General features: G+C 70.9%; 13 protein-coding genes. All 13 read right to left on the bottom strand.

Annotated elements, in window-relative coordinates:
- Window positions 1–118 precede the first annotated feature (118 nt).
- Window positions 119–1,558 (bottom strand): GTPase ObgE, encoded by a 1,440-nt coding sequence (gene obgE / locus N4G70_RS02045; protein WP_261710610.1) that lies wholly within the window; start codon window positions 1,556–1,558, stop codon window positions 119–121.
- A gap of 148 nt (window positions 1,559–1,706) precedes the next feature.
- Window positions 1,707–1,961 carry a 50S ribosomal protein L27 gene (gene rpmA / locus N4G70_RS02040; RefSeq protein WP_120723414.1) on the bottom strand — a complete coding sequence of 85 codons (255 nt, stop codon included), beginning with the start codon at window positions 1,959–1,961 and terminating at the stop codon, window positions 1,707–1,709.
- Window positions 1,962–1,975: 14 nt separating this feature from the next.
- Window positions 1,976–2,296 (bottom strand): 50S ribosomal protein L21, encoded by a 321-nt coding sequence (gene rplU / locus N4G70_RS02035; protein WP_120723413.1) that lies wholly within the window; start codon window positions 2,294–2,296, stop codon window positions 1,976–1,978.
- 408 nt (window positions 2,297–2,704) lie between these two features.
- Window positions 2,705–6,826, bottom strand: coding sequence for an Rne/Rng family ribonuclease (locus N4G70_RS02030; RefSeq protein WP_261710609.1), 4,122 nt, complete (start codon window positions 6,824–6,826; stop codon window positions 2,705–2,707).
- A gap of 235 nt (window positions 6,827–7,061) precedes the next feature.
- A complete protein-coding gene (locus N4G70_RS02025; protein WP_261710608.1) occupies window positions 7,062–7,841 on the bottom strand; it encodes a TIGR03936 family radical SAM-associated protein in 780 nt (259 codons plus the stop codon).
- A 133-nt stretch (window positions 7,842–7,974) separates the two neighbouring features.
- Window positions 7,975–9,402 carry a hypothetical protein gene (locus N4G70_RS02020; RefSeq protein ID WP_261710607.1) on the bottom strand — a complete coding sequence of 476 codons (1,428 nt, stop codon included), beginning with the start codon at window positions 9,400–9,402 and terminating at the stop codon, window positions 7,975–7,977.
- Window positions 9,399–10,328, bottom strand: coding sequence for a hypothetical protein (locus N4G70_RS02015; RefSeq protein ID WP_261710606.1), 930 nt, complete (start codon window positions 10,326–10,328; stop codon window positions 9,399–9,401). Before N4G70_RS02015 ends, N4G70_RS02020 begins: the two co-directional genes overlap by 4 nt.
- A gap of 17 nt (window positions 10,329–10,345) precedes the next feature.
- A complete protein-coding gene (locus tag N4G70_RS02010; protein ID WP_261710605.1) occupies window positions 10,346–12,037 on the bottom strand; it encodes an alpha/beta hydrolase family protein in 1,692 nt (563 codons plus the stop codon).
- Between the two features lie 135 nt (window positions 12,038–12,172).
- Window positions 12,173–12,640 carry a hypothetical protein gene (locus N4G70_RS02005; protein WP_261710604.1) on the bottom strand — a complete coding sequence of 156 codons (468 nt, stop codon included), beginning with the start codon at window positions 12,638–12,640 and terminating at the stop codon, window positions 12,173–12,175.
- A 223-nt stretch (window positions 12,641–12,863) separates the two neighbouring features.
- On the bottom strand, window positions 12,864–14,789 hold the full coding sequence (locus N4G70_RS02000; protein ID WP_261710603.1) for a TIGR03960 family B12-binding radical SAM protein: 1,926 nt from the start codon (window positions 14,787–14,789) through the stop codon (window positions 12,864–12,866).
- Between the two features lie 95 nt (window positions 14,790–14,884).
- Window positions 14,885–16,426: a CYTH and CHAD domain-containing protein gene (locus tag N4G70_RS01995; RefSeq protein ID WP_261710602.1), complete on the bottom strand. Its 1,542-nt coding sequence runs from the start codon at window positions 16,424–16,426 to the stop codon at window positions 14,885–14,887.
- Window positions 16,427–16,508: 82 nt separating this feature from the next.
- Window positions 16,509–17,699 (bottom strand): rod shape-determining protein RodA, encoded by a 1,191-nt coding sequence (rodA, locus tag N4G70_RS01990; protein ID WP_261710601.1) that lies wholly within the window; start codon window positions 17,697–17,699, stop codon window positions 16,509–16,511.
- Window positions 17,700–17,703: 4 nt separating this feature from the next.
- Window positions 17,704–19,941 carry a penicillin-binding protein 2 gene (gene mrdA / locus N4G70_RS01985; protein WP_261710600.1) on the bottom strand — a complete coding sequence of 746 codons (2,238 nt, stop codon included), beginning with the start codon at window positions 19,939–19,941 and terminating at the stop codon, window positions 17,704–17,706.
- Window positions 19,942–19,952: the final 11 nt, after the last annotated feature.

Genomic DNA, 19,952 nt, shown 5'->3' with positions numbered 1-19,952 from the left:
GCAGGATCGAGAGCGTTTAGGGGCGCGGGGAACTGCGCAAAAGGCTTGGTGCCGCGGAAGCTCGCGGTGGAGCCGGGCCGGGTCCGGGGAAGGCCCCGGGGAGCGGCCCGGCCCAGCCTCAGAAGGGGCCGAACTCCTTGAACTCCTGGTCCGCCTCGTCCCGCTCCGCATCCCGGTCCCGGCGCCGCTGCGCGGCCGGACGCGGCGCCTCGAGGCGGTGGTCCTCGCCACGCCGCCCCAGCATCTCCGCACCCGCCATCATCGTCGGCTCCCAGTCGAAGACGACCGCGTTCTCCTCGGGGCCGATGGCCACGCCGTCGCCCGCGCGCGCACCGGCCTTCATCAGGGCCTCCTCGACGCCGAGGCGGTTGAGGCGGTCGGCGAGGTAGCCGACGGCCTCGTCGTTGTTGAAGTCGGTCTGGCGGATCCAGCGCTCCGGCTTCTCGCCACGCACCCGGTAGACCTCGTTCGCCTCGTCGAAGACGACGGTGAAGCCCGCGTCGTCGACGGCACGGGGCCGGATGACGATACGGGTCGACTCCTGCTTGGGCTTGGCGGCCCTCGCCTGCGCGACGATCCCGGCGAGCGCGAAGGACAGCTCCTTCAGGCCCGTACGGGCGACGGCGGAGACCTCGAAGACCTGGTAGCCGCGGGCCTCCAGGTCCGGGCGGATCATCTCCGCGAGCTCCTGGCCGTCCGGGATGTCGATCTTGTTGAGGACGACCAGGCGCGGCCGGTCGTCGAGACCGCCGTACTGCTTGAGCTCCTCCTCGATCATGTCGAGGTCGGAGACCGGGTCGCGGCCGGACTCCAGCGTGGCGGTGTCCAGGACGTGCACGAGCACCGAGCAGCGCTCGACGTGGCGCAGGAACTCCAGGCCGAGGCCCTTGCCCTGGCTGGCGCCGGGGATCAGGCCGGGGACGTCGGCGATGGTGTAGACGGTCGAGCCGGCCGTCACCACACCGAGGTTGGGGACGAGCGTCGTGAACGGGTAGTCCGCGATCTTCGGCTTGGCTGCGGAGAGCACCGAGATCAGCGAGGACTTGCCCGCGCTCGGGTAACCCACCAGGGCCACGTCGGCGACGCTCTTGAGCTCCAGGACGATGTCGGCGGACTCGCCCGGGACGCCGAGCAGCGCGAAGCCGGGGGCCTTGCGGCGGGCCGAGGAGAGCGCCGCGTTGCCGAGGCCGCCGCGGCCGCCCTGGCCCGCGACGTAGGTGGTGCCCTCGCCGACGAGGTCGGCCAGCACGTTGCCCTGCTTGTCGAGGACGACGGTGCCGTCGGGCACGGGCAGGACCAGGTCCTGGCCGTCCTTGCCGGAGCGGTTGTCACCGGCGCCGGGCTGGCCGTTGGTGGCCTTGCGGTGCGGCGAGTGGTGGTAGTCGAGAAGCGTGGTCACGGACTGGTCGACGACCAGGGTGACATCGCCGCCACGGCCGCCGTTTCCGCCGTCCGGGCCGCCCAGCGGCTTGAACTTCTCACGGTGGACGGAGGCACAGCCGTGGCCTCCGTTACCCGCGGCGACGTGCAGCTCGACGCGGTCCACGAAGGTGGTCATGGGATGTGCCTCCTGAGGCCCCCGTCCGTTGCCGGGCCGGGGGAAGATACGGGGATGTCTATTCTGTAACACGCGAAAGGCGGACCCGCTTCCCGAAAGGGAAGTGAGGTCCGCCTCCGCTGGAATCGCTCTACAGATGCCTAAGTGATCAGGCAGCCGGAACGATGTTCACGACCTTGCGGCCACGGTGGGTGCCGAACTGCACCGCACCGGCCTCCAGGGCGAACAGGGTGTCGTCGCCACCGCGACCGACGCCCGCGCCCGGGTGGAAGTGGGTGCCGCGCTGGCGGACCAGGATCTCACCGGCGTTGACGGTCTGGCCGCCGAAGCGCTTGACGCCGAGCCGCTGAGCGTTGGAGTCGCGACCGTTCCGAGTGGACGATGCGCCCTTCTTGTGTGCCATGTCTCCTCAGTCCCTTACTTCGCAGCCGTGGGGATGCCGGTGACCTTGATCGCCGTGTACTGCTGGCGGTGGCCCTGGCGACGGCGGTAACCGGTCTTGTTCTTGTACCGAAGGATGTCGATCTTGGCACCCTTGTGGTGGTCCACGATCTCGGCGGTGACCTTGATCCCGGCCAGCACCCACGGGTCGCTGGTCACGGCGTCGCCGTCGACAACGAGCAGGGTCGAGAGCTCGACCGTGTCGCCAACCTTGGCAGTGGAAATCTTGTCAACCTCAACGATGTCGCCGACAGCAACCTTGTGCTGGCGACCACCGCTGCGCACGATGGCGTACACGCGGATCTCTCTCTCGCTCGATACGGGACCCTTGAAGCCAGCCCTCCCGCAGAAAGCAGGGGGCCTCCCCCGGCGGACCGGGAGGTGAGGTGCTCAGGGGCAGGCGCGTATATAAACACGCCGAGGGACAAGGCTACGGGGCCGGACGTGGTGGGTCAAACCAGCGTCATTACCCGCGCTGCTCAGCGACCAAACCCCGCCCATTAGCCGCCCGTACGACGGAGCCCGCCCCCGGTGTCCGGGGGCGGGCTCCTGGGCCGCGTGCGGGCCAACTGCTCGGCGCGGGGCGGCAGTTGTCAGCCGTTGCCCACTGCCTGGTGGCGGCCGGCCGATAGCCGATGACTGTCAGGCGTTGTCTGACACCTGATATCCGTCACCTGATATCCGTCTGCGGCCACCTGCCGGCCGTCAGCTCTCGGTCGAGACCGAGACCGACGACTGCTGCTGCTCGGCCGCCGCCGTCTTCTTGGCCGTGGCCTTCTTGGCGGTCGTCTTCTTCGCCGCGGTCTTCTTGGCCGCCGTCTTCTTGGTGGCGGCCTTCTTCGCGGTGGCCTTCTTCGCCGTCTTGCGGGCCGCCTTCTTGGCCGGTGCGGCCTCCTCGGCGGACTCCGTCGGCTCGGAGGCCGGCGCCGTCTCGGCGGGCTGCGTCGACTCGGTCCGCTCGGCCGCCGGGGCGGCCTCCACGACGACGATCGCGGCTTCCTCGGCGCCCGAGGGCGAGCCGGCCGGGGCCGTCGCCTTGCGGGTGGCGCGGCGGCGCGCACGCGGCGGGGCGGCGGCGGGCGCCTCCTCGACGGCGGGCGCGGCCGCTTCTGCCACCGGCTCCCGCACCGCGGGCTCCTCAACCTTCGGCTCGGGCTCGGTGACGACGACCACCGGTTCGGCGACGGCCGAGGCCGGAGCGCCGGCCGGGGCGGACACCTTGCGGGTGGCGCGGCGACGGGTGCGGCCGCGCGGCGCGTCGTCCTCGATGAACGAGGCGACCGTCACCGCCGCCGGAGCCTGCTCGGCCTCCGGCTCCACGACCGCCGCGGCCGGGGCCTGCGGCGTCTCGTCGGAGGCCGTACGGGGCGCACCGGCCGGAGCCGAGGCCTTGCGGGTGGCGCGGCGGCGCGAGGTGGCACCCTGCTGCCCCCGGCCGCCCCGGCCGCGTCCGCCGCGAGCGGCGGCCTCCGCCTCGGCGACGCTTCCGTACAGCTCCTCGTCGGGCACGAACTCGGGCTCGGCGAGCGCGATCGGCGCCGCGATCTCCGCGGCGACCTCGGCCTCGGACTCGACGGCCTCCAGCTCGGCGTCCTCGGGCTCGACGAGCTCGGCGTCCACGACGTCGTGCTCGTGCTCGTGGGTGTGCTGGTCGTGCTCGGCGCCGCCGCGGCCGCGCTTCTTGGCGCGCTTGCCGGTGCCGCCGCCGACCGAGGTCGGCTGCTCCATGTGCACGATCACGCCGCGCCCGTTGCAGTGGACACAGGTCTCGGAGAACGACTCCAGCAGGCCCTGGCCCACGCGCTTGCGCGTCATCTGCACCAGGCCGAGCGAGGTGACCTCGGCCACCTGGTGCTTGGTGCGGTCACGGCCCAGGCATTCGAGCAGCCTGCGCAGGACGAGGTCGCGGTTGGACTCCAGGACCATGTCGATGAAGTCGATGACCACGATGCCGCCGAGGTCGCGCAGCCGCAGCTGGCGCACGATCTCCTCGGCCGCTTCGAGGTTGTTCCTCGTCACGGTCTCTTCGAGGTTGCCGCCCTGGCCGGTGAACTTGCCGGTGTTGACGTCGACGACGATCATCGCCTCGGTCTTGTCGATCACCAGCGAGCCGCCGGACGGCAGCCAGACCTTGCGGTCCAGGGCCTTGGCGAGCTGCTCGTCGATCCGGTACGTCGCGAAGACGTCGACCTCGCTGGTCCAGCGGGTCAGCCGCTCGGTGAGGTCCGGGGCGACGTGCTGGACGTAGCCGTGGATGGTCTCCCACGCCTCGTCACCGCTGACGATGACCTTCGTGAAGTCCTCGTTGAAGATGTCGCGGACGACGCGGACGGTCATGTCCGGCTCGCCGTAGAGCAGCGACGGCGAGGACGTCGAGATCTGGTTGGCCTTCTTCTGGATGTCGGTCCACTGCGCCTGGAGGCGCTCGACGTCGCGGCGCAGCTCGTCCTCGCTGGCGCCCTCGGCGGCGGTGCGCACGATGACGCCCGCGTCCTCGGGGACGATCTTCTTGAGGATGGTCTTCAGACGCGCGCGCTCGGTGTCGGGCAGCTTGCGGCTGATGCCGGTCATCGAGCCCTCGGGCACGTAGACCAGGTAGCGGCCGGGCAGCGAGACCTGGCTGGTCAGGCGGGCGCCCTTGTGGCCGATCGGGTCCTTGGTGACCTGGACGAGCACCGACTGGCCGGACTTGAGGGCGGCCTCGATGCGGCGCGGGCCGTTGCCCATGCCGAGCGACTCGAAGTTGACCTCGCCGGCGTACAGGACGGCGTTGCGGCCCTTGCCGATGTCGACGAACGCGGCCTCCATGGACGGCAGCACGTTCTGGACCTTGCCCAGGTAGACGTTGCCGACGTACGAGGTGGCCTGCTCCTTGTTGACGTAGTGCTCGACGAGCACGTTGTCTTCCAGGACGCCGATCTGGGTGCGCTCGCCGCTCTGGCGGACGACCATGACGCGCTCGACGGCCTCGCGGCGGGCCAGGAACTCGGCCTCGGTGATGATCGGGACGCGGCGGCGGCCCTGCTCGCGGCCCTCGCGGCGGCGCTGCTTCTTGGCCTCCAGACGCGTCGAGCCCTTGATGGACTGGACCTCGTCGGAGGAGGTGGAGCCGGACGCGGACTCGATGCGCTCGCGGGCCGTGCGCGGCTCGCGGACCTTGACGACCGTACGCTCCGGGTCGTCGGGGCCCTGCTCGCCGTCGGGGCCGGAGTCACCCGAGCGGCGACGGCGGCGGCGCCGGCGGCGGCTGCTGCTGGTTCCGGCGGCGGACGGCGTGCCGTCCTCGTCCTCGTCCTCGTGCTCGTCGTGCTCGTCGTCGGACTCGACGGCCTCGGTCTGGTCGGCCTGCTCGTCCGGGTGCTCCTCGGCGGCGTCCTCGGCCTCGGCGGGCTCACCGCGGCGGCGGCGACGGCCGCCACGGCGGCGACGGCGCGAGGGGCGGTCGTCGTCGGAGTCGTCGGACTCCGCTTCGGCGTCGGCCTCGGCGGCCTCATCGACGTGCTCGTCGACCGACTCGTCGAGGGCCTTGTCCGGTACCGGCTCGGCGGCCTCGCCACGGCGGCGGCGACGGCGCGAGCGGCCCTGCGGCTCGGCGGCCGGCTCGGGTGCCTCGATGGTCTCGACGGCCTCGACGGAGACCGGCTCGGCCTCCTCGGGCTCCTCCACGCGGGCGGCGGCAGCGGCGGCCGCGGCCGTCTCCGGGGTCTGGAACATGGGCTCGGTGAAGACCGGCGCCTGGAACACGGCGACGGCGGGGCGCGTGGCGCGGCGGCGGCCGGAGGCGCCGCGGGTACGGCCCGTCGTGGGCTCCTCCGCCTGCGGCGCGGGCTGCGGCTCCGGCTCGACCGGGGTGAACTGCGGGGTGGACACGGGGCGGGCGGCCCGGCGGCGGCCGCGGCCGCGCGGCGCGTCGTCCTGCGCGGCGGCCGGGGTCTCGGCCTCGGCCACCTCCTCGGCCGGGGCCTGGGGCGCGCCGGCGGGGGCGGTGGCCTGGCGGGTGGCGCGGCGGCGGGTGCGGGGCGCCGGAGCCTCGGCGGGCTCGTCGGCGACGGGGGCCTCGGCGACGGCCTCCGGGGTCTCCTCCGCCTCTTCGTCCTCGTCGTCCGGGACGATCTCGGCGGGGGCCGCGACCGTGGTCTGCGGCGCGGTGGCCTTGCGGGTCGCACGGCGGCGGGTACGCGGCGCGGCGGCCTCGGGGGCTTCCTCGACGGTCTCGGACGCGCTCTCGGGCGCCTCGGCGACGGCGGCCGGGGCGGACTCGACGACTTCCTCGGCGGCCTGGGGCGCACCGGCGGGAGCGGTCGCCTTGCGCGTGGCACGACGACGGGCACGCGGCGCCGGAGCGGCCTCGGCCTCCTCGGCGGCGGGCACCTCGGCCACGACCGGGGCGGCGGCGGCCTCCACGATCTCCTCGGCGGCCTGCGGCGCACCGGCCGGAGCCGTCGCCTTACGCGTGGCACGACGACGGGCACGCGGCGCCGGAGCGGCCTCGGCCTCCTCGGCGGCGGGCACCTCGGCCACGACCGGGGCGGCGGCGGCCTCCACGATCTCCTCGGCGGCCTGCGGCGCACCGGCCGGAGCCGTCGCCTTGCGCGTGGCACGACGGCGGGTGCGCGGCGCCGGAGCGGCGTCGGGCTCTTCGGCCGCGGGCGCGGCCGGCTCGGCGGCCTGTGCCGTCGGCTCGGTGGCCTGCTCGCCGGGGGTGGCACCCACCGGCGGTCCCGCGGGCCGCGACGCCGCGCGGCGCCTGCGGCGCGGCGGCAGCGTGTCGCTGGGGCTGTTCTGGTCGTTGTCCCGGGTGGTACCGGATTCGTTCTGCTCAAGCATGCGGGCGTAGCTCCCGTCACGCTCCCGGGCGCCGCGCCTGTTCCGGTCCGGCGGCACGGCCCGCGTGATGTGCGCGGGTGCCGCCGTCCGGGGCGCGGGCGCCGCACGGGAGCTGTTATGTCTGGCTCGCCGGTTCCGTACGCGGTGTGTGTACGGCCTGGCGAAAGTCTTCAGGTCAGTGCGCGGCCCGACCCAGGTGGCTCCGAGTGCCAGGGCTGCGCTTCAACGACCGCCCTTACGCGGCGGGACCTTCCGGCGCCGTCGCAGAGACGGTCCCGGCGGCCGTTTGTGGAGCGGCCGGGGCTGCCTCGCGGTCGGGCGCGAGCGGGTCGGTCACCGTGCCGGACTCCTCGTCGAAGAGCCCCTGCGCCAGCCTGGTCACCGCTGCGGGGACCGGCGGCGCCAGGTCGGCCACAGCTCGGAGACCGGACAGGACGTCGTCGGGTCGTACGGCAGGTGTCAGGTGCCGCACTACCAGCCGCAGTATCGCACAGGCGTCGCCGAGAGGCCTATCGGCCTGCGGGGCGAGCGCCTGAAGCTCGGCGACGGCGCCTCTGGTGTCGAAGGTGCGCATGCCGTTCTTGGTCTTGCGCTGGACCTCGACGGTCTCGGCGGCCAGGAACGTGTCGACGGCCTTCGCGGCCGCCTCCACGGTGACGCCCTCCAAGCGGAGCTCCCAGATGGAGGCGGTGAGCCGGTCGGCGAGGCCCGAGGTGCGGGCTTCGACGGCGTCGATGATGTCGAGCCCGGTGGGCAGCGACTCGTCGAGCAGGGCGCGCAGTTTCTCGGGGTCGCGCCGTGCGGTGAGCGCGATCTCCAGGTATTCGGCCTCGGAGCCGACGCCGGTGGGCGCGGCGTTCGCGTAGGAGACCTTGGGGTGCGGGGTGAAGCCCGCCGAGTAGGCCATGGGCACCTCGGCGCGGCGCAGGGCCCGCTCGAAGGCGCGCTGGAAGTCACGGTGGCTGGTGAACCGGAGGCGGCCGCGCTTGGTGTAGCGCAGTCGGATGCGCTGCACCGCAGGTGCGGGCGGCGGGCCTTCGGGCTGTCGCTTGCCCAGTGGTTCTTCTCCTCGGTGCGGGGCGGACGCGGTGGGCGCCGCCCACCGTCCAGTGGGGGCCCCTCCGGTCACGGACCGTACGCCGCCCGGCTCATCCCTCCGCTTTGCTGAGGGAGATCTCGGGGGCGGGCACCGCGCCGGAGGCAGTAGTTGTACTACCCAGAGTACGCGCCCGGTCCCCGGTCCGTTCCCGGGGCGACCCGCCGACCAGCGCCCGCCACGCTTCCTGCCGGGCGGCGCGCACGGTCTCGCGGGCCGAGGCCAGCGCCTGGCGTGCGGCGCGGCCCGCCTCGCGCACGGCGCGGGCGGCCGGTCGCAGCACGGCGTTGCGCACCCCGTGGCCCAGCGGCGTCAGGATCACCGTGTACACCCAGCGCGTCGGGCGCCCCACGAGGTTGCGGGCGAGCCATCTCAGGCCCCGGCCGATCGCCCGTGAGAGGTGTCCGGCGACCCGCCAGGCGTGGCCGATCGCGTGCCCGATCTCCCGTACGACGAGGACCAGCCCCCGCCCGAGCGGCGTCAGCACCCACCGGTACAGCCACACCGCCGGCACCACCACCAACGCCACGCCCAGCGCAGCGATCCCCCGCCCCAGCGCCCTGAACCCGGCGCCGATGAGCGCGGCCAGCCGGCCGATCGCGTACCCGATGCCCCGTACGGCGGCGGCGATCCCCCGCCCGAGCGGCGTCAGCACCCACCGGTACAGCCACACGACCGGCACGACCACCAACAGCACGCCCAGCGCCGCGATCCCTCGCCCCACCGCCACGAGACCGGCCCCGATCAGCGCGGCCAGTCGGGCCAGGGCGTGGCCGGTGGGTGTGAGGGCGGCGCGGTAGAGCCAAGCGGCGGCGGTCTTGAGGGTGCGGCCAAACCAGGCCGCGGGCAGGAGGATTCCATAGCGCAGCAGCGGCTTCAGGAGCCGGCGCCACAGGGTGACCGGGGGCCACACGAACACCGCCCACAGCGTCCGGGCGAGGCCGAGCACGACGCCCTTGACGGCCCGGCCAATGATCCGGGCGAGCGGCTTGAGCACGCTGCGGTACAGCCAGGCCGAGGGGGCCGCGATCAGCGTCACCAGAACCCAGGCGACGGCAGTCCCGAACGCCTCCCCCACCGCGGCGAGGACCGCGCCAACTCCCCTTGCCAGCCAGGCCGTTGAGCGCCCCAGCGGGGTCAGCACCCACCGGTACAACCATCCGAACGGGATCACCACGAGCCCCCGCCACAGGGGCGCGAGCACCACCCGCCGCAGGCCCTTGGCGCCGACCACCAGGAGGTCCCAGACGATGCGTACGGGCACGACGAGGACCAGCACCACGATGCGCACCGGGATGCGGATCGCCACGGTCAGGCAGCCTTCGGGGCCCTGCGGGGCCGGGCGGTTCTCCAGTTGGACAGGGACGCACGTTGGGCCCCGGCCGTTGCGCGAGTTCGGCACACCCGCACTGTCGGGGAGCGAGCAGGTGCCGTCGCCGGACGTCACGCCGACTTCGGCCTCGCTGTCGTGAGGGCTCAAGCCGGCCGGTCACTCTCGTGCTCAACTGCCGTGACGGCGACCCGCACCGAGCCATCGGCCGATGCCGCGACACGGGCGAGACTGCCGTCCGCGGGGTGACGTGCCACGATCGTTTCCTCATCACTCTGCGGAGACAGGACCCGCACGTCCCATCCCGCTCCACCCAAACTGTCGCGCCCGCGGCGCATCACGCCCTTTCGCGCTTCCCCGCCGAGGGGCACGGTCGACCACGTGTGATGCGTCAGCACGTCCGTGCCGTCCTCGACGCGACTCACCCCGTCGTCGGTCCCTGGCTGGTGACGCACCCCCAAGGCTTCGTAGATCCGGCTCGAGTGCCCCAGCACGCGACGTTCCGCGTCCGACGTCCCGGGCGACGTCCGGTAAGCGGCCGGCCCGGCTCCCGAAGGCGTGCTTGCGGTGCCGGCAAAGCAGGGAGACGTGACGGAAATCGCCGCGATGCCCTCGCCGGTCTCCTTGTTGGTCGGGCCGATGAGGCCGTTCATCCAGAAATCGTCGGTGGACGTACGCATGAAGAACTTGGGGAACGGAACGCTCCAGTCGGCGTCGGAAGAGGTGAAGGTGTACCCCTCCTTGACCCAGGCATCGCGAGCATGACGGAGCAACTGCTTGGCCGCGCTTCCCGGCACATCGGTCAACTGGTAGGTGAGACCGACCTGCCTGCGTCCGGTTGCCGCGGCATTGTCATCAGCCAGGCACGGGCCCACCGGCGCGGGACCGATCCGCTTCAAGGTCGGCTTGGGCACCATCCCGTCCACGGCTTGGTGGATGATCTCCTCTGCCCGCTTGGTCGCCTGCTGCCCATCCATCGTGCCGACCCGATTCTGTGTGGTCCTGCCGCTCTCGCCGCTGTTTCCGATGCCACATGCCGCCACTCCCACCATCATGATCGAGATCGTCGTGGCCATGACGACCGAGCGAAGTCTCACGGCTTTCCTTCGGTCGCGATCGTTGCCATGTTTGCGAGCGATTCGCCCTCCCAGTACTGCGAGTGGGCGGGCATGAACCCGTCCGACCCCGGGGCCTTCCCGTCCGCCACATGGAACGTCTGCCCTCCGAAGTCGTCGGACGTGGGGTCATAGCCGTAGAGGATCGAGTGGTCGTCGAACAGGTGCATGTACGCCTTGGGGTTGAGGGGAGCCAATGCGCCTGACGGTGGTGGAGCGAGATTGATGAGGTCGTTCTTTGCCGTGGCCGCCCACACGTGGTCGGCCGGGATGTTCAGGTCCTTCGCGTGGTTCACTCCGAGCCCCGGGCTGCCCACCATGATCGCGTTGTCGACCGGGAGCTCGGGGTGATCGCGCAGCGCCTCACCCGCTACGAGGGAGCCATAGCTGTGGCCGAGGACAGTTGAGTTCACGTTGCCACCATGGGCTGTATCCACCCCGGTGAGGAAGTCACTCAGTGGATCTTTGGCAGCGTCGGCGAACGCGGGATCCATTGCGTCGCCCATGACGTCCTGGGGAGCGTCATAGCCGAGCCACATGATGGAAGCGGTGGAGTGCAGGGGGTCGGTGGACGCCGCCTTGGTCTGCAACTGCTCGGCACGACGTATCGCCCCGTCGATCTCGGTGAGCTTCGCGCCCGTCCCCGGTACATATGTCGTCACATTGTCAGCCGTACCCGGGTTGCCGATCGACATGATGACGTGGCCCGGCTTCTTGTCGTCGAACCCCAGCAGGTACGGACGGACCGTGGGGTCTCCGTTGAAGGTGTCGTATCGCATCTGGATCTGCCCCATGGCCTTGACGGAATCGGTCAACTGAGCCTTCCGATCCGCGTACTTCTTGTTCCACTCCATCCATTCGTCGGTGTAGACCTTCGAGGCGTATCCGCCCGCTGTGATGTAGGTGTACTTGTTGGTTGGCTCCGGGGGGATCGAGTCCAGTTCCACCTGGTCCTGGGCGCGCTTTTCCGTGAGGATCGAGCGATTGGCCTCGTCGCGTACGTCCGCGGGCAACCCGTTCAGGGCGCCGATCGTGTCGGGGTGGACCGACAGGTACGCGGAGCGATCTTCGGCGCTGAGGGACTTCCACCAGTCCGCGTTCTGTTGCGGAGTTCCTCGTTCGGGCGGCGCAAGGGAGTGGAGGTACTCGTCCGCGACCTCGGCGACTCCCTGCGTGTCGGACTCGGCATCAGCCCAGTCGCGTGCCGAAACGGTCAAGTCGTCATCCGCTGTCAGCGCTTGGATTTTCGGAGCCCATTTGGTGTCGGCCTCCGTCGCTTCCTTCAATGCCGCGGCGATACGATCCGCGCACTCCTGTGCGAGCCGAAAGCCGGGGTTGGGATCGAAATTGGCGGCTTGGCGGTTGAGCGCCTGGGCGGTGGGGTCCGTCTGTCCAGACGTCTTGCCACCCGGAGCAGGCGCGCGGGCACTCGGTTTGCCGCCGGCCGGGTAGCTCACGGAACCGTCCGGGTTCACGGTGAGCTTATTGGCCTCAGCATCGGCGATCGCGGCATCCAGCTTTTTCTTCGCCGCCTCGATGTCGTGCGAAAACCCATTCAGGGCCGCACTGATCAGCCCGCATTCAGCCTGGGTGTACTGGAAATTCTCCACCAACTGCTGAATCTTCCCGATCGCCGCAGCCGCGGCGTCACCGGAAAGAGCTTCACGCATTCCGGGAACGACTCGATTGGTCAAGTCGTCCCTCGATGCACCCGCCCGGTCGCTGAGAGCTCGGTATCCGTCCGCGGCCGCGGCGAATGCGTACGGCTTGAGCTTCCGCAGAGTCGCAAGGTCCATGGCCGCGGATCACCGGTTCCGCGCGTCGCCACCGACAGCGGGCGTGTCCTGATACTTGATCTGCACTTGCTCCAGCGCACCCGTGACCGTCTTGTCGGTCCGCAGCAGATCGTGGCCCGTCTGGTCGAGAATGCCTTGCAGCGACCCACATTTCTCATTGAGGTCCCGCACATAGCGCGCCCACGACGCGTACACCTTGTCCTGCGCCGCGGCCGTCAGGCAGCCCTCGGTCAAGCCGAGGCCCTTCTGGCCCTCACTCAGCGCGGTCAGTGCCTTCCCCAGACCTTCCCGCTGGTCGCCCACGCCGACTCCGGCCTTCATCCACGCGGCCTTGGTCGTCTTGAGTCCCCCGGTGACTTCACTCCCCGCCGACGCGTTCGCCCCGTCCGGCGGAACACCATTGATCTGCATGCGGGTTGCGCCGCCGTCGCGCGCGACGGCATCGGCCTTGAGCTGTTCCCACTCGTCCCACGCCATGTGCGGTCCCCTCCCCGTGGCCCCGGGCCCGGTGGGGGCGCCCCGTTCGGCCGGTGCACTCGTCGATCTTGCTGCCCACACACGTTACAAAACAGCTGTTCCCCAACTGTCCGTGCGGTCGCTCACATCGTCTGAGTATCCGTACCCAGGCCCCTGCACGACGTTGCCGTGTCCATCTGGGCACAGATGGACACGGCAACACCTCGGCTCGAGCCGAGTAGCGCTACTTGACGACCGTCAGCGGCAGCAGCTTCTTGCCCGTCGGGCCGATCTGGATCGACGTGTCCATCTGCGGGCAGACCCCGCAGTCGAAGCACGGGGTCCAGCGGCAGTCCTCGACCTCGGTCTCGTCGAGCGAGTCCTGCCAGTCCTCCCAGAGCCAGTCCTTGTCGAGGCCCGAGTCGAGGTGGTCCCAGGGCAGGACTTCCTCGTAGGTGCGCTCGCGGGTGGTGTACCAGTCGACGTCCACGCCGTAGGCGGGCAGCGTCTTGTCGGCGCAGGCCATCCAGCGGTCGTAGCTGAAGTGCTCGCGCCAGCCGTCGAAGCGGCCGCCGTCCTCGTAGACGGCGCGGATGACGGCGCCCACCCGGCGGTCGCCGCGCGAGAGCAGGCCCTCGACGATGCCGGGCTTGCCGTCGTGGTAGCGGAAGCCGATGGAGCGGCCGTACTTCTTGTCGCCGCGGATCTTGTCGCGGAGCTTGGTGAGGCGGGCGTCGGTGTCCTCGGCGCTGAGCTGCGGCGCCCACTGGAAGGGGGTGTGCGGCTTGGGCACGAAGCCGCCGATGGAGACGGTGCAGCGGATGTCGTTCTGCCCGGAGACCTCGCGGCCCTTGGCGATGACGTTGACCGCCATGTCGCCGATCTGGAGGACGTCCTCGTCGGTCTCGGTGGGCAGGCCGCACATGAAGTACAGCTTCACCTGGCGCCAGCCGTTGCCGTAGGCGGTCGCCACGGTACGGATCAGGTCCTCTTCGGAGACCATCTTGTTGATGACCTTGCGCATGCGCTCGGAGCCGCCCTCGGGGGCGAACGTGAGGCCCGAGCGGCGGCCGTTGCGGGTCAGCTCGTTGGCGAGGTCGACGTTGAAGGCGTCCACCCGGGTCGAGGGCAGCGAGAGGCCGATCTTGTCGTCGGCGTAGCGGTCGGCGAGGCCCTTGGCGATGTCACCGATCTCGGTGTGGTCGGCGGAGGAGAGGGAGAGCAGGCCGACCTCTTCGAAGCCGGTCGCCTTGAGGCCCTTCTCCACCATCTCGCCGATGCCGGTGATGCTTCGCTCCCGCACGGGGCGCGTGATCATGCCGGCCTGGCAGAAGCGGCAGCCGCGGGTGCAGCCGCGGAAGATCTCCACGGACATGCGCTCGTGGACGGTCTCGGCGAGCGGGACCAGGGGCTGCTTGGGGTAGGGCCACTCGTCGAGGTCCATGACGGTGTGCTTGGAGACCCGCCACGGCACGCCCGACCTGTTCGGTACGACCCGGGCGATGCGGCCGTCCGGCAGGTACTCGACGTCGTAGAAGGCGGGGACGTAGACGCTGCCGGTGCGCGACAGGCGGAACAGGACCTCCTCGCGGCCGCCGGGGCGGCCCTCGGCCTTCCACGCCCGGACGATCTCCGTCATGTCGAGGACGGCCTGCTCGCCGTCGCCGATGATCGCGCAGTCGATGAAGTCCGCGATCGGCTCGGGGTTGAAGGCCGCGTGGCCGCCCGCGAGCACGATCGGGTCGTCGATCGTGCGGTCCTTGGACTCCAGCGGGATGCCCGCGAGGTCCAGGGCGGTGAGCATGTTGGTGTAACCGAGCTCGGTGGAGAAGCTGAGCCCGAACACGTCGAAGGCGCGCAGCGGGCGGTGCGAGTCCACCGTGAACTGCGGCACCCGGTGCTCGCGCATGAGCTCTTCCATGTCCGGCCACACGCTGTAGGTGCGCTCGGCGAGGACGCCCTCGCGTTCGTTGAGTACCTCGTAGAGGATCATGACGCCCTGGTTGGGCAGCCCGACCTCGTACGCGTCCGGGTACATGAGCGCCCAGCGGACGTCACACTCGTCCCAGGCCTTGACGGTGGAGTTGAGCTCACCGCCGACGTACTGGATCGGCTTCTGCACATGCGGGAGCAGCGCTTCGAGCTGTGGGAAGACGGACTCGGCAGACATCTCGACCTTCGTGGGCTGGCAGGGGGCGACTCTCTAGCGTAACGCGAGCCGCGTCGCCCCCTCACCCGACGATCAGTCGCCCCCTCGCACGACGGTCAGCGCCCGGCCCGGCCCTTGGGGAGTCCGGGCCGGGAGGCGCGGGCCCAGGCCTGGGGCAGTTCGTGCTCGCGCCGTGCGGCCGTCGCCTCCTCGTGCCCGTACAGGAGTCCCCAGGTGAACGCGGACTCGCCGGCCGCGTGGGCCTGGGCGGCCAGGGTGCGCAGCGCGTGACGGGCGACCACGCTGTCCTGGTGCTCGCCGAGCACGTTCTGGACGGCTTTGAGGCGTTTGCCGAGTTTCCTGGCGGGTTTGCCGAGGGCGGGAGCCGCGGCCTGGGCGGCGTACCGGGCCCGCTTGGCCGCCTTGCGGGCCGCGTGCAGGGCGAGGTCGCGTTCGGGGCCGGGTTCGAGGGCGAGCGCGGTGTGCAGGCGGCTCGCGAGGCGCCGGTGGTCCTTGCGGACGGCCTTGCGGAGCACACCGGCGGCGGGGCGCCCGGCGGCGGGCAGCAGCGGCGGGTCGGCGAGCAGGGCGTCGAGGGCGCCGAGCAGGGCGAGGTAGCGCTCGCCGTCGAGGGCGGCGAGGGTCCTGCGCCGGGCGTCGGCGCCCCCCGCCACGGTCCGGATGCGCAGCCGGGCGCGGACCGGGCCGAGCAGCAGCGTGTCGGGCAGCGCCGCGATACGGGTCCGCAGGCGTTCGGCGAGCACCTCGCCGTCGCGTTCGACGCCGAGTTCGGCGGCGAGCCAGGTGAGCTCCGCGCGGACGGGTTCGGTGGCGGACCGGTCGATCACCTTGGCGTACGACCGGAAGGCGCTGCGCAGCCGGCGGGTGGCGACCCGCATGCGGTGGACGGCGTCGGGCAGTTCGCGCCGCACGGCCGGGTCGAGGGCGACCAGGGTGTCGCGCTGGGCGCGCAGGTGGGCCAGGACGTGGGCGCCCGCGGTGCCGTCGCCGGGTTCGGCGTCGGGGGCGCGTGGGGGCGTGGGGGTCGTCTCGCGCAGGGCGCGGGAGAGCTTGGAGGGGCTGGACGAGGGCAGGATGCCCGCCGCGCGCAGCTCGTTCTCCACCGCGTCGAGGACGCCCTGGTCGTGGACGCCGTCGGCGAGTTCGACCTCGATCTCGGTCCAGGTGGTGGTCGAAGCGCCGTCGGTCAGCCCCTCGGCGACGACGGTGTCGACGCTGAGCTCGGCGAGCGGGGTGCCGTCGCCGGCCAGCAGATGGCGGACGTCGCGCGAGGTCAACAGCCGTACGACGGGGGCGAGTTGGGCGTTGCGGACCCGGGAGCGCAGGAGGGCGGTGAGCGCGGGAGGCGGGTCGTCGCTGAGCGGGGCGCGGATCTCGTCGCGGATCCCGGTGGCGACGGGGAACTTCAGATGCCAGCCGGCGTCGTCGCCGCCCGTTCTGCGGCGCAGGGTGAGCCGGGCGGCGTTCAGGCGCAGGTCCGGGGTGTCGTAGTAGACGGCGTCGAGCTCCATGACGCCCCGCGCCACGACGCGGGCGACGCCGGGGGCCCGGGTCAGGTCGGGGAGTTCGGTGCGGTGCTCCCCGTCGGCCGGGGGGAACTCGAATTTCCGCTCGATCTCGCGCTTCGTGTCCGCCATGACAAAAATCTAGACGCCTTCGGCGCCCGGCGGCAGGGCGCCGAGGACCGGCCGTGTCCCGGCCGGTCCCTTCCCGGGGTGGCTATGCCGTTATCGGCCGCTGCACCCGGATCGACTGGAGCAGCCCTATGGCGACCCACACCGCGAACATCGAGGACCCTCCGTAGGAGACGAAGGGCAGCGGGATGCCGGTCACCGGCATGATGCCGAGCGTCATGCCGATGTTCTCGAAGGACTGGAAGGCGAACCAGGCGATGATGCCGGCCGCGACGATCGTGCCGTACAGCTCGGTCGTCTCGCGGGCGATGCGGCAGGCGCGCCACATGACGACGCCGAGCAGCACGATGATCAATCCGGCGCCCACGAAGCCGAGTTCCTCCCCGGCGACGGTGAACACGAAGTCCGTCTGCTGTTCGGGCACGAACTGGCCGGTGGTCTGGGAGCCCTTGAACAGGCCGGTGCCGGTCAGGCCTCCGGAGCCGATCGCGATCCTGGCCTGGCTGGTGTTGTAGCCGACACCGGCCGGGTCGAGGCTGGGGTTGGCGAACGCGGCGAACCGGTTGATCTGGTACTTGTCCAGTATCCCGAGCGCGGCCACGAGCACCGCCCCGACCACTCCGGCCGAGAACAGGCCGATGATCCAGCGGTTGGACGCCCCGGACGAGAGCAGCACACCGAGGATGATCACCACGATGACCATGGTGGAGCCGAGGTCGGGCATCAGCATGATGCAGCCGATCGGCACCATCGCGAGGGCGAGGGCCTTGGTCACGGTGCGGTGGTCGGGGTGCAGTTGGTCGCCGGCGTCCACCCGCGCGGCGAGCAGCATCGCCATGCACAGGATGATCGAGATCTTCGCGAACTCGGAGGGCTGGAGGGAGAATCCGCCGCCGAGCACGATCCAGGAGTGCGCGCCGTTGACGGTGGCGCCGAGCGGTGAGAGCACCGCGAGCAGCAGCAGGATGGAGAGGCCGTACAGGATGGGCACGGCGCCGCGCAGGGTGCGGTGGCCGAGCCAGATGGTGCCGATCATCAGGCAGAGCCCGATGCCGGAGTTCACGATGTGCCGGATGAGGAAGAAGTACGGGTCGCCCTGGTTGATGCTGGTGCGGTTGCGGGTCGCGGACCACACCAGGAGCGAGCCGATGAGGCAGAGCGCGAGGGCCGCGAGCAGCAGCGGCCAGTCCAGCCGGCGCAGCACCGAGTCGCGCGCCGTCAGCTTGGCGAACGCGCCGCGCTCGGGGGCGTAGCGCTGGACGGAGAAGCCTGCCATGGCGCTAGTCCCTTCGCGGATTGCGGTTGTCGACGTTGGCCGCCGGGCTGTTGTCGGGCTGCGGCTGACCGGCGGGCTGCTGCTTGTCCTTGGGGTCCTTGGGGTCCTTGGTGTCCTTGGTCTTGCCCGCGTCCGGGTCGTACGCGGCGACCGTCGGCGCGTCGATGGAGCCGTCGGCCTGGATCTTGGGCAGGGACTGCTCGGGCTGCGGGAGCAGGGCGCGCTTGATGTCCTGGTTGCCCGCGTCGTCGATGCCGTACATCGCCTCGTAGATCTTGCGCACGGCGGCACCGGAGGCACCCGAACCCGTACCGGCCTGGGCGATCGTCATGACGACGGTGTAGTCCTTGGAGTACGTGGCGAGCCAGGAGGTGGTCTGCTTGCCGTAGACCTCGGCGGTGCCGGTCTTGGCGTGGAGTTCGACCTTGTCCTGCGGCCAGCCCTGGAACTTCCAGGCGGCGGTACCGCTGGTGACGACGCCCGCGAGGGCCTTGTTGAAGCCGTCGAGGGTGGCCTGGGTGACCGGGAGCCTGCCGTTGACCTTCGGCTTGATCTCCTGGATCGACTTGCCGTCGGCGCTGATGATCGCCTTGCCGATGGTCGGGGCGTGCATGGTGCCGCCGTTGGCGATGGCTCCGTAGATCATGGCCTCCTGGATCGGCGTGACGAGGGTGTCGCCCTGGCCGATGGAGTAGTTGATCGAGTCGCCCTCGCGCATCTTGTTGCCTTCGAGGCAGTTCTCGTACGCGATCTTCTCGACGTAACTGCCGTCCTTCTTGCCGGTCTTGCACCAGCTGTCCTTGTTGGCCGCCCAGTAGTTCTCCTTCCACTGGCGGTCCGGGACGCGGCCGGTGACCTCGTTGGGCAGGTCCACGCCGGTGGGCTTGCCGAGGCCGAACTGGTGGGCGGCCTTGTAGAAGTAGTCCTTGGGCTGGCCCTTCTTCGGGTTGATCCCGCCGTCCTTCTTCCACTCGTTGTCGGCGAGCCCGTAGAAGACGGTGTCGCAGGAGACCTCAAGAGCGCGTCCGAGCGAGATGGGTCCGAAGTTCTCGCCCTCGAAGTTCTTGAAGACCTGCCCGCCCACGGAGTACGAGCTGGTGCAGGGGTAACCGCCGTCCCACTTGTAGCCGGCCTCGACCGCGGCGGCCGTGGAGACCACCTTGAACGTCGAACCGGGTGCGGCCTGACCCTGTATGGCGCGGTTCAGCAGCGGATAGTCGCTGTCCTTGCCGGTGAGCTGCTGGTAGTCCTTGCCGGAGATGCCGCCGACCCAGACGTTCGGGTCGTAGGTGGGCGCCGAGGCCATGGCGACGATCCGCCCGGTCTTGGCCTCCATGACGATGACCGCGCCGGAGTCCGCCTTGTAGTTCTCGTTGGTGATCTTGTCGAACTGCTGGCGGGCCTCGACCATCGCGTTGTTCAGCTCGTACTCGGCGACCGCCTGCACGCGTGCGTCTATCGACGTGACGACGTTGGAGCCGGGCTGGGCCTTGTCGCTCTCGGCCTGCCCGATGACCCGCCCGAGGTTGTCGACCTCGTAGCGGGTGACGCCGGCCTTGCCGCGCAGCTGCTTGTCGTAGGTGCGCTCAAGACCCGAGCGGCCCACCTGGTCGGAGCGCAGATAGGGCGAGTCGGTGTCCTTGGCCTTGGTGATCTCGTCGTCGGTGACGGGCGAGAGGTAGCCGAGCACCTGGGCGGTGTTGGACTTGCCGGGCGCCGGGTAGCGGCGCACCGCGGTGGGGTCGGCGGTGATGCCGGGGAAGTCCTCGGAGCGCTCGCGGATCTGGAGGGCCTGCTGGGTGGTGGCCTTGTCGGTGACCGGGATCGGCTGGTACGGGGAGCCGTTCCAGCAGGGCTTGGGGGTCTTGGCGTCACAGAGCCTGACCTTGTCCATGACGTCCTGCGGCTTCATGCCGAGCACCCCGGCGAGCCGGGTCAGGACGGCCTTGCCCCGGTCGGGCATCTTGGAGAGGTCGGTGCGCGAGGCGGAGACCACCAGCCGGGTCTCGTTGTCGGCGAGCGGGACGCCCCGCGCGTCGAGGATCGAGCCGCGCACGGCGGGCTGGACGACCTGCTGGACGTGGTTGTTCTTGGCCTCGTCCTGATACTCCTGGCCGTTGCGGATCTGGAGGTACCACAGGCGCCCGCCCAGAGTGAGCAGGAGCGAGAAGACCAGGACCTGGATGATGATGAGGCGGATCTGCACCCGGGGGGTGCGTCCGGTCTCGGGGATGTTGCTCATGCGGTGACGAC

The organism is Streptomyces sp. ASQP_92 (genome assembly GCF_025399895.1).
GTDB lineage: Bacteria > Actinomycetota > Actinomycetes > Streptomycetales > Streptomycetaceae > Streptomyces.
The sequence above is the reverse complement of the archived record's forward strand: the minus strand, read 5'-3'. Positions and strand labels throughout refer to the sequence as shown.